The organism is Streptomyces sp. NPDC057654 (assembly GCF_042800135.1).
In the GTDB taxonomy this organism is placed as follows: domain Bacteria; phylum Actinomycetota; class Actinomycetes; order Streptomycetales; family Streptomycetaceae; genus Streptomyces.
Genome location: NZ_JBHVHQ010000241.1, coordinates 1 through 10,262 on the forward strand (window position 1 = coordinate 1; position 10,262 = coordinate 10,262).

The 10,262-nt window shown below is 71.5% G+C and carries 11 protein-coding genes; 2 read left to right on the forward strand and 9 right to left on the reverse strand.

The window, feature by feature from the left end; genetic code table 11:
- Positions 1 to 141: 141 nt before the first annotated feature.
- Positions 142 to 795 (reverse strand): RNA polymerase sigma factor, encoded by a 654-nt coding sequence (locus tag ACFU99_RS19370; protein WP_384393407.1) that lies wholly within the window; start codon positions 793 to 795, stop codon positions 142 to 144.
- A gap of 35 nt (positions 796 to 830) precedes the next feature.
- Entirely contained in the window at positions 831 to 1,922 is a 1,092-nt protein-coding gene (locus ACFU99_RS19375) for a DUF4328 domain-containing protein (protein ID WP_384393409.1), read from the reverse strand.
- 281 nt (positions 1,923 to 2,203) lie between these two features.
- Here ACFU99_RS19375 and ACFU99_RS19380 point away from each other — a divergent pair, with 281 nt between their 5' ends.
- A complete protein-coding gene (locus tag ACFU99_RS19380) occupies positions 2,204 to 2,380 on the forward strand; it encodes a hypothetical protein (protein WP_384393412.1) in 177 nt (58 codons plus the stop codon).
- Between the two features lie 25 nt (positions 2,381 to 2,405).
- Here the strand turns inward: ACFU99_RS19380 and ACFU99_RS19385 are convergent, their stop codons facing one another.
- From ACFU99_RS19385 to ACFU99_RS19405, 5 genes are all read right to left on the reverse strand, one after another.
- Complete coding sequence (locus ACFU99_RS19385) at positions 2,406 to 3,107, reverse strand: ABC transporter (RefSeq protein WP_384393413.1); 702 nt, start codon at positions 3,105 to 3,107, stop codon at positions 2,406 to 2,408.
- A complete protein-coding gene (locus ACFU99_RS19390) occupies positions 3,104 to 4,732 on the reverse strand; it encodes a hypothetical protein (protein ID WP_384393415.1) in 1,629 nt (542 codons plus the stop codon). The genes ACFU99_RS19385 and ACFU99_RS19390 overlap by 4 nt, the downstream gene beginning before the upstream one ends.
- On the reverse strand, positions 4,729 to 5,601 hold the full coding sequence (locus ACFU99_RS19395) for an ABC transporter ATP-binding protein (protein ID WP_384393417.1): 873 nt from the start codon (positions 5,599 to 5,601) through the stop codon (positions 4,729 to 4,731). Before ACFU99_RS19395 ends, ACFU99_RS19390 begins: the two co-directional genes overlap by 4 nt.
- A 63-nt stretch (positions 5,602 to 5,664) precedes the next feature.
- Positions 5,665 to 6,492 carry a zf-HC2 domain-containing protein gene (locus ACFU99_RS19400; protein WP_384393420.1) on the reverse strand — a complete coding sequence of 276 codons (828 nt, stop codon included), beginning with the start codon at positions 6,490 to 6,492 and terminating at the stop codon, positions 5,665 to 5,667.
- 38 nt (positions 6,493 to 6,530) lie between these two features.
- Entirely contained in the window at positions 6,531 to 7,088 is a 558-nt protein-coding gene (locus ACFU99_RS19405) for an RNA polymerase sigma factor (RefSeq protein WP_384393422.1), read from the reverse strand.
- Between the two features lie 394 nt (positions 7,089 to 7,482).
- Between ACFU99_RS19405 and ACFU99_RS19410 the strand changes: the two genes are divergently transcribed.
- Entirely contained in the window at positions 7,483 to 7,701 is a 219-nt protein-coding gene (locus tag ACFU99_RS19410) for a hypothetical protein (RefSeq protein ID WP_384393425.1), read from the forward strand.
- A gap of 236 nt (positions 7,702 to 7,937) precedes the next feature.
- On the opposite strand, the gene ACFU99_RS19415 is transcribed toward ACFU99_RS19410, so the two are convergent.
- Positions 7,938 to 9,443 carry an ATP-binding protein gene (locus ACFU99_RS19415; protein ID WP_384393428.1) on the reverse strand — a complete coding sequence of 502 codons (1,506 nt, stop codon included), beginning with the start codon at positions 9,441 to 9,443 and terminating at the stop codon, positions 7,938 to 7,940.
- A 113-nt stretch (positions 9,444 to 9,556) separates the two neighbouring features.
- Positions 9,557 to 10,102, reverse strand: coding sequence for a hypothetical protein (locus tag ACFU99_RS19420; protein ID WP_384393431.1), 546 nt, complete (start codon positions 10,100 to 10,102; stop codon positions 9,557 to 9,559).
- Positions 10,103 to 10,262 lie beyond the last annotated feature (160 nt).

Consider the following 10,262-nt stretch of genomic DNA (forward strand, 5'->3'; position numbering starts at 1 on the left):
GGTCGGCGCCGCCCGTGCTGCTCGCGTCCGCGGCGCTACGCGCGTCCGTACCGGCCGGATCGTCGGCATGGACCGGTTCGCCGCGCAGCAGCCGCTCCGCGGCGTCGTCGTCCAGCCAGCCGTACCGGTGGTCGTCCGCCATCACATGTCCTTCTGCGTCCCGGAGCGCAATTGCGTCACACTTGCGGAAGCGGCCACCCCGGTGGGCGGCGTGCGCGGTCCCCGCCGCCCCGGAGCCGGGTCCGGCGCCCCCGTCACCAGCTCCGCCAGCCGCCGCAGCCCCCGGTGCGCTGCGGTGCGTACCGCTCCGGGCCGTTTGCCCAGCACCCCGGCCGCGCTCTTCGCGTCGAGACCGACCACCACGCGCAGCACGACGGCCTCCGCCTGGTCCTGCGGCAACTGGGCTATGAGGGCGAACGCGCGCCCGGTGCCCAGCGATTCCAGCGCCTCGCCCGCCGTGTCGGCGTCGGCGGCGCGGCTCTCCAGCTCGCTCTCGTCGCCGCCGATGGCGGGCCGCCGGCCGCGGAGCCGGATGTGGTCGAGGGCGCGGTTGCGGGCGATACGGGCCGCCCAGCCGCGGAACCGGTCGGCGTCGCCGCGGAACCGGCCGAGGTCGCGGGCGATCTGGAGCCACGCCTCGGAGGCGACGTCCTCCGCGTCGGGCTCGCCGACGAGGGTGCGCAGGTAGCCGAGCAGCCGGGGCTGTACGGAGCGGTAGACGGTTCTGAAGGCCGTCTCGTCCCCGCCCTGTGCCGCGTACACGGCGGCGGTCAGCTCAGCGTCGTCCCCCAGCACGCCCACATCCTGCCCCACTCCGGTATGCCCGCGGTTCAGTACCCCGCCGGGTCGGAGCCGTACGGGGGCTGCTGGCCCTGCTGCCCGTACGGACCCGCCTGCGGGGCCGGCGGGGGCGGGCTCTGCGGCGGACCGGGGTAGCCGTAGCCGGCACCCGGAGCCGGGTACCCAGGATTGCCGTACGGCATGCCGGGCATCGCGCCGGCGTACATCGGGGCGCCGCCCTGCGGCCCCGCCGCGGCCCGCTGCTCCTGCATCGCGGTGAGGCGGCGGACGAAGAGGATCGCGAGGATCGCGGCGGCGAGCAGCACGAGGTAGCCGACGATGCCGGAGGCGAGCGCGGTCTGGAAGTCCTCGACCCGGCCGCGCGCGTCGAAGACGACAGCCCGGCCCTCGACCATCCGGCCGCGCGCGAGGACGTACTGCATGGTGGCGCCCGAACTGAACACGTTCCCGACGATCCACAGCACCCACCAGGCGTTGAGCACCCCGCGCGGCCCGTACGGCCCGGCCGGGGAACTGGCCCGCCAGATGTCGTTGGCGATCTGCTTGGGGAACCAGAGGCTCACCACCGGCGTGAACCAGGAGCCCGCCGCCCAGCCGCTGCCGTAGCGGTGCTGACCGGGCGCGAACACCTCGGCGTTGAGCCGCGTCCGCCGGAACCACACCGCCCAGACGACGGCCGTCGCCAGCTGCGTCAGCGTGCCGATCAGCAGCATGATCCGGAAGAAGTCGTCCGCGTCGTCGAGGTCCGACGCGCCGACCCGGCCGCCGTCGAGGGCGTCCGAGATGACGCCGTACTGCCCGGCCGCGGCGACGATCCGCAGCACCAGCACGACGATCGTCACCCCGAGCAGCACCGTCACCGCCGTCGCGAGCCCACGCCGCAGATCCACACCGCCGGCGGGCGCCTGCACGGGCGGATACGGAGCGCCCGGCACGCCCGGCGGATATCCACCGCCCTGTTGATAAGGCCCCGCCTGTTGATAGGGACCCGGCTGCTGCTGATACGGCCCCGGCTGCGGCTGCTGATACGGGGCCTGCGGCGGCGGCTGGTACGCGCCGCACGCGGCGCAGCGGCCGTCCTGCCCCACGGCGACGGCGCGGCAGCTCCCGCACGGATGCATCTTCGAGACCCCCAGGGGACGTGACCGCTTCGCCAGTCACGGGCGTGATGAGCGAATATCGCGCCCACCGGCGCGGACCAGCACGTTACGGGCACCCGCCCGGTTCCGTCCAGAGCCGCCGGGCCGCCCGTACGACCGTGCGGTGTGACGGTTTCGCGGCGCGCGGCGCTGTAGGAAGTACGGGCCGTACGCGTGCCCGTACCGGACGGCGGCCGGGGCCTCTCCTGTGGGGGGTGGCGGCCCCGGCCGTCCCTCCCATTCGCCCCATCTGACCTGGGGTGATGCGCGTCATCGGTGACCAACGCGACCAACACGTGCGTGACTCCCCGCACACCGTACGGCGCGGCCAGGGCTACACCCTGCGCGTCAGCGCCATCCCCGCCATACACCGCCAGCTCCTCGCCCTCCGTATGCAGACCCCTCCGACTCGACGCAAGATCGCCCGCATCGACAACTGAAAGTCGGGTCACCAACCCTGCAGGGCTATCCGTGACGCTTAGCGCTCGGTTCCCGGCACAAGATCGCCGCCGTAGCGGTGGTTGCGCACAGGAGCACGGTCCACGTCCATCGGGAGGTATCCCAGCCTGGGGACAGAGGTTGTGCGAACGGCTGTGCCGAGTCCGGTAATGGCAGAAGCACTGCGGCCAGGACGCACAGGACCATTCCTGGCGCGGCCAGCGCACCGCCGCTGCCCGGGGTGAGGCGCAGCCCCAGTGCTGCCAGCGCGAGGGCGAGGGCGAGCAGTGCCAGGGCTTCGAGGGTCATGCCTCCCGCGGGCAGCAGCGGGCGTTCGGCAGGGGTGGTGGCGAGGGTGCCGAGTGCGACGACGCCGCCCCAGGCAGCGCCCGTCACCAGGACGGCGAGCGCGGCGCGCAGGGCACGGGGCAGCCAGCGTGGCACCGGTACCACCTCGGTGGTGCGGGCTGCCGGGTCGTCGAGGATGAAAGCGGAGCCGAGCGCGAGCAGCACTGCGCCGGACCGCATGAGCAGGGCGACGTCGGTCATCTCCAAGCCGCCGGCCAGCGCAGGGCCGCCGGACAGCAGCAGTGCGGCAGCGGCGGCTACCGCAAGTGGCGCGGTTCGGGTGGCACGTACGGTGAGGATGGTGAGCGGCTGGAGTGTCGCGTACCCGTACCAGTTGATGCGTCGCTTGAGGGGTGAGCGCTGCCCGGTGCCGACGGTCATTGGCACATCCGCTCCTCGGCCGGTACCTGTGGGGGAGCGGGCACTCCCAGGATTCGGGCGGCGCGGTCGGTCGTGGCGCCTGGCGCGGTCAGTTCGAGCCAGGCGGCGCGGGCCTTGGCCCCGAGGTCGGGTGCGGGCCGGTCGAGTAGGTCGAGTGCGTACGTGACCTCGCGGGCATCGAACGCCAGGCCAGTGGATGACTCCTGGACTAGCAGGCTCAGGCCACCGGTCGTACGGGACGTCAGGTTGTGCAGAGCGTTGCGGGTCTCGTTGGTGGCCTGCCCGGCGAGCCACAGCGTGAGCACGGCGCGGGAACCGCACACTTTGTCGGTGCGGGGCTTGTTCGGGAGCTTCCCGGTGACGGTGCGGTAGGCGAAGAGGGTGGAGAACTCGGCGACGGCGTCGCTTGCTGCTTCCTGTCCCGCGTTGCCCGCGCTCCACCAGGTGCCTACGGGGACGGCTCCGGGGGTATGGGCGCGGCGGTCGTCGGCGTCCCAGGCGTCCTGCGGCAGTTGCCCGCCGGAGTGAGGCTGGGAGCCGGGGTGGAAGAGTCGTTGGCGTACGGCGAAGCGGTCGTCTGCGATTCTTGCGGGGGCGCGGCGCAGGATGCCGCGTACGACACCGTCCCACTGCGCGACCCGTCCGCTGAACTCCGGGAAGGCGCAGTACGTGACCTGGCCGCGGGTGCTGCAGCGCTGCTCCCACGCGGGATGCTCGGTGGCCAGGGTGCGGGCGCGGGAGACATCGTCGGGCACGGGACGTAACTGAAGGGCACCGGCCAGGACGGCGAGGACGGCGGCGGCCGCGGTGCAGGTCCGCAGCGCGCCGGTGCCCCGGTGCTGCGCGTCCGGTGTGGCGTCGGGTCCGTCGCGCAGCAACGCGAGCGCGACGCAGCCTGCGCTGAGGGCGGCGAGCCACAGCAGGTGTGCGGCGGTGGGCCGGGCGAGCAGTGCGGACGGCAGCGGCTGGGCGAACTCGTCCTCAATGGCGACCACGGTCAGCCACCGCCAGTTCGCGGTGTTCTGCACAGCGGCGACGAAGGTGAGCACCCCGAGTCCGGCTACGGCCAGCGGCGCGGAGGCCGTCGAGCCGCTCAGCCGGGCGAGCAGCACGCCGAGCGTTCCGGCGAACAGCACGGCGGCGGGACCGGTCGCCACCTCCGCCCAGTTGATCGTGCCGACGGCACCGGGCCGTGTGGCGAGTACGAGGATCCTGGCGGCGGCGAGGGCCACGGCGAGGGCGACAGCAGGCAGCACGGCCAGCAGATGGGCGGCGGTACGGGCGCGACGGCTGAGCACGAGGACTGTGTACATGGGTTCCACGCCATGACGCTGCCCCCGCAGCGCGCCGAGGTTTGCGGCGAGGAGCGTGCCCGCGGCGATCAGCAGCAGTGGCAGCTGACCGGACCAGGAGCTCTCCTGGAGGACGGGGTAGCGCTCGGCGGCGGCGCCGAACGTGAGGTCGTAGCCCCAGAGGGCGAAGTAGCCGGCGAGGGAGGCGAGGAACGCGGGGTGGCGCAGCAACCGCATGGCCTCGGCGCGGGCGAGGGCGGTGACGGCGCCTTTGCCCCGTTCAACGGTGCGGGAGTTCGGCCTGCCGGAGGCGTTGGCGGTGAGGGCGTTCACCGGACCGCCTTCTGTTGTGCGGTGGCGTCCAGGAGCAGGAGATAGCCGTCCTCCAGGGTGGGGTCGAGCAGAGGCGCGCCGGCCGGGGGGTTTCCGATGTTGCGCACGACGCCGACTCCGGTACGCCAGCCGGCCAGGGCCCGCGGGTCGCGTTCGGGGCTCGACCAGACGCGCCCTGCGGCGACATCGGCGAGGGCGGCGGGTTCACCGTTGAACTTGACGATGCCGCGGTCGAGGACGACGACGCTGCTGCACAGTGCGGCGACGTCCTCGGTCTGGTGCGTGGACAGCAGGACGGTGCGGCCTGTACCGAGGTCGGCGATCAGTTCCCGGAAACGTAACCTCTGTTCGGGGTCGAGCCCCACGGTCGGCTCGTCGAGAATGAGGAATCGGGGGTCGCCGACGAGTGCGGCGGCGAGCGCCACGCGCTGACGCATGCCGCCGGACAGTTGCTTGATCTTCTTGCCGCGACGCTCAGGCAGCCCGACGGCGTCGAGTACCCGCTGCACTTCGCGGTGACGGGCAGCGCTGTCGGTCATCTCCTTGAGAATCGCGATGTAGTCCACGAACTCGAAGGCCGTGAAGGACGGGTGAAAGCCGGGGTCCTGCGGCAGATAGCCGAGGCCGCGGCGAATGGCGAGCCGTCCCTGCGGGGTGCGCGGGTCGTGCCCAAGGACCTGGATGTCGCCGCCGCCCGGTGGTGCCGCGGTCGCGAGGACCCGCAACAAGGTGCTCTTGCCCGCGCCGTTCGGGCCGAGCAGCCCGGTGACGCCGGAGCCGAGCCGGAGGCTGACGCCGGCCAAGGCGCGGACGCTGCGGTAGTCGACGGTGAGGTCGTGCACCGCCACGGCAACATTGGGCGCAGTCATGGGGTTCCCCCTGTTCGATTCTGCAGAGGTCTTGTCCGTGCAGGCCGTGTGCAGGCAGGCAGATCAGTTGCCGGGAAACGGCGCACCGCGGTCGTACGAAGCGCGGGTCAATGCGATGGAGAGGGCGGCCCCACACAGCACGATAGCCGCGCCGGCCTGTCCTCCGGCCGACAGCAACAACCCGCGAACAGGCTCGAAGAGCAGCGACAGGCAGAGGGCCCAGGCCCCGCCCACCACGCACGCGGCCACTACCGGGTCGATGCGGGCGGACAGGGCCAGGGTCAGCGAGGTGAGAGCGAGCGAGGGCAGCAGCCAGCCGAGCGTCCGGCCCGCGGATTCGGGCAGGGCGACGGCGATCACGACGGCGGGCACCAGGGCGGTGGCGACGACGGTGACGGTACGCAGGAGCAGCAGTTGTACCCCATGGAACGGCGCGACCACCGTCATCTCGTACATCGGGTCGACGCGAGGCCCGAAGGACAGGGCGACACCCCCCACCGGCAGAGCCGGTGCGACCACCCAGAACGGCAGGGTGGCAGATGCGGCCTGGCCCAGGTGCGCCACGGCGAGGGTGAGCAACAGCGTGAGGACGGCCCCGGCGAGCCAGGACCGGCGCAGCGCCGGAGTAGCGGTGATCAGGCGCGCGGCGTGCCCGGGAACCCGCAGGGTGAGCAGTACCCGTTCCACGGCTCCGGGCTCCGGCGCGTCGCGCTCTGCGGTCAGCCTGGCCCATGTCGCCGCAGAACGCGCTGGGTCGGCGTACCGGGAGAGGACGGCTCGGCAGTCGGCGCACCCGGCGAGGTGGGCATCGGCACGCAGCAGCGCGGCGCCGCGCAACAGCCCGCCTCGGTAGGCGCGTAGCGCCTGCGTACCGAGATGTTCCAATGCCACCTGACCCCAACCTCCATTCCCGCGTTCGTACGGTCGATTCACGCCAACTCCTCCCGCAGTCGCCTACGGGCCCGCATCGCCCGCGTCTTGACCGTGCCCGCCGGTATCTTCAGTGCTTTCGCAGCCTCGGTGGTGCTGAGACCGTCGACGACGGTGACCTGCAGGACATCGCGCAGCTCGACCGGCAGCCTGGCGAGTGCGTCGGCAAGGTCTCCGTGACCCAGCCCCGCCAGCGCCTCGTCCTCGGCAGACGGGTGCGCGGCGCTCTGGCGCAGCCGGCTGATCAGCCCGGCGAGCCGTTCACGCGCTCCGTGTCCACGCTGTGCGTCGATGAGCCGGCGCATCCCGATGCGCCACAGCCAGCCTGCGGCGCTATCGTCCGGCGCGGGCGCCTCCCGGAAGCGGGCAGTACCACGCCACACCGCGAGGAAGGTCTCCTGCACCACGTCATCGACGAGTGCGGGATCCGGGCACCGGTACGAGAGCCGGGCGACCAACCACGGTTCGTACCGGCGGTAGAGCAGTTCGAAGGCTTGGCCGTCGCCCTCCTCGATCGCCCGTAACAGCACGCGATCCCCGCGCTGCTCCCCGTCCATGTCCGTCACAACTCCTCATCGGGCGAGACAGCCCACGCGGTTCACGATTCGGGAAACCGGACTCAACTTTCCCTCCTCATACGTCATTTCAGTCACACGACGAAACAACTCAGCCGATTCCGTCCACCAACACCCCTACATTTCGGATATTGACCCCAGATGCCTCATGGGTAAATCGGAACTATTCCCTCCTACTTGGACAGCCGCGTGACTTCACACGGGGCCGACCAAGGCCAGGTCGGCTCAGATCAACACACACGGGAAAGCGAAGGGAATTGTCATGTCAGTGACATTATCGGCAAGGTCGAGAACGCGAGCCCGCACGGCAACCGTTCTCCTGGCCACGGGGGCTCTGGCAGGGCTGCTGGGCGCCGCTCCGGCTGTCGCCGCGCCGGTGCAGACCATAGCTGTACCGGGGTGCATCACCATCAAGAACACGTCGAGTGTTGTCACCAACACGACGCGGGTCACCAACAACTGCTCGAAGACGTACCGCTACTACTTCAAATGGGACCGGCACGTAGACGGTCCGTGCGAGACCTACAAGCCAGGCCACTGGCACTCCGAGACGGTCGCCATCACAGCCCGCTTTGCGGGTCTGGGTGGCTGCTGATCCACAATCGCGGGGTGTAGAGCGGCAGGCGGGGAGCCGGCTGATCCACCTCGGCCTCGCCGAGATCAGATGGCGGCAACCGAGAACCTCCATCGGAACGCCGAAATACCTGGTCAATGCGGCTTTACGACTGAGCCGGGGCAGGGGTGGCGGCCCCGGCCGTCCCTCCGGCTCTCCCCGGCGGTCAGCTCTCGGGGCCTGCGGCCGGCGCACCGGCACTGCCCGCGCTCTTGGTGTCAGCTGTTGTAGAGGGTGGGCAGATCGACCAGGAGAAGGTCGTCGCGGCGGGCGGCCAGGTCGACCAGGTCGGGATAGAAGCCGTGCGGGGAGTACAGGGCCAGAGTGGTGGCCGTGGTGTCGTAGCCCTGAGCGGCGAGCAGGGCGCGGATGCGTTCCAGGCGCTCCAGGTCGCCGGTCCCGCGGCGGGCGGCCGTCGCCTTGGCCTCGCCCAGCAGAGCGATCCTCGCGCGGGGAGCCTGCGGGCGCTCACCCGCGGCCAGGGCGATGACGTCGACCTCGTGCTTGGTCCGGGCAGCCTGGTCGGCGACCTCGGTGGTGCCGACCGGGCCGGGCAGCCCGCCGGGCAGCAGGGTGTGGGCGTAGCGGCGGGTGAAGTCGCGCGCGAGGTCCTCGAAGTGCGGCCCGAGGATCTTGGAGTTGAAGGTCGGGGCGGCCTGCTGCCATACCTGCTCGGCGAAGCCCTGCTCCACGGCGGCGGCCTGCGGGAGGGTGATCAGCTGGTTGAAGCGGATCACGGGGTCGGTGAGGGTGATGACGGGGTGCCTGGTGCGGAGGATGTCCTGTTCCCGGCGGATGTAGCCGGTGGATTCCAGCACTCCGAGCGGGTGGGCGACGGCGTTGCGCGGGCGCTCCAGGGCGGCGCCGATCTTGCTGGGGGTGGTGGCGCCGCGCGCGATCGCGGTGAGGATGTCGTAGTACAGCGTGTGCTGCGTGATCCTCGGGTCTTCGCGCAGCAGGTATTCGGTCTCGGTGCGCGAGTACACCGCCCGCCCCGGATCCAGCAGCGTCCGGGTCAGCCAGGTGTCGAAGCCGTCGTCCGGGTGGGGGCGGGCGGCTACCGGCCGATAGCCGGGGGCCCCGCCCAGCACCGCGTGCACCTTCAGCGCGGTCAGGGGGTCGGCGATCTGCCAGAAGGTCCGGCTGTCGCGGTACCCGAAGGCGCCCAGCCGCAGATCGACCACGGCGCGTCCGCGCAGCGGCTCGGTCCCGGAGAGCAGTTCGTGCATGACGCTCATCGCGGAGCCGCACAGGATCAGCCGTGGCCCCGGCCCGGCGCCGGGCCGGGCGCCCCGCTGACGCTCGTCGTAGAGCTGTTGCAGCAGCCCCGGAATTTCCGGGGAGTGCTGGAGCAGGTAGGGCAGCTCGTCGACGACCAGGAGCGGATGCGGCGAACGGGCTGTCACGTCAAGGGCGTTGGACAGGACGTCACGCCAGTCGGTCAGACGCAGACTGCCCGTCCGCAGACCGGCGTGGGCGGCGACCGCGTCACTGAACCGCCGGATCGCGGGCAGCCGCCCCTCTTCCCGGACCGCCGTGACGTAGAGGCCGCCGACCTGCTCGGACAGGGCCTGGAGAAGGTATGACTTCCCATGCCGCCGTCGCCCCGACACGATGCCGAGGCGCATGGCCGGGTCGGGGTCGGCGAGGAACTCCGCGAGCAGATCCCACTCCCGGTCCCTGTCGACCACGTCGTCCGGCTTGACCGGCAGGCTGTCGTTCACTCGCCCTCCCGCACATCCATTGCGACGCTTTCCGTCTAAGTCTGCTTCGACGGAAAGCGCAGTGCTGGGGAGGTACAGATTTCCGATCAGTCAACACCGACACCGCGGGGTGGTCAGTCTTCGCGCCCGTGTTCCCGGCCCGGGTCCTCCGTCTCGTCCTCTATGCCGAGTTCGGCGAGCAGGTCGTAGAAGAGGTTCTCGACGAAGGGTTCGGGTTCGGCGGCCAGTACGCGGGCCAGGGCGTTCGCGTTGGCGATGTGGCCCGCGGCGGCGGCCCAGGCGACGCCCTGGGAGGCGGCGTCGCGCGGGGTGAGGAACAGTTCGCCGATGTCCATCTCGCTCTGTTCCATATAGCGGGCCATGGTGGCGCGGCCCAGGCACGCCGACCAGGAGCCGCCGGACGGGCTCGCCGCCGCGACGACGGCGCACTCGCTGTCCAGTACGTACGCGGCGAGGGCCGGGGCGCCGGTCTCCTTGGTGAGGCCCCGGACGAGCGAGTCGATGTCGCCGAGCTCGGGCTCGGGCGGGTGCTGCCACAGCTGCCAGCCGTCCGCGAAGGCGTCGGTGAGCTCCAGGTGATCGTGGCTCTCGTCGAAGACGGCGCATTCGACGAGCCCCCGTTCGCTTCGGCCGACGACGAAGTAACCCCAGAAGCCCATCCCGATCTCCTTTGATCACACGGCTCTTGGCCCTGCGGCGCACGGCCTCACGGGAACGACGCCGCTCGGCCCGCCAACCCCTCCGCCGTCCGCCCGGCCCCCACGTGCCCCGCCGCGCCGGCGGTCGGCGGCACCCGTCCATCTTGCCGCCGCACCCCGC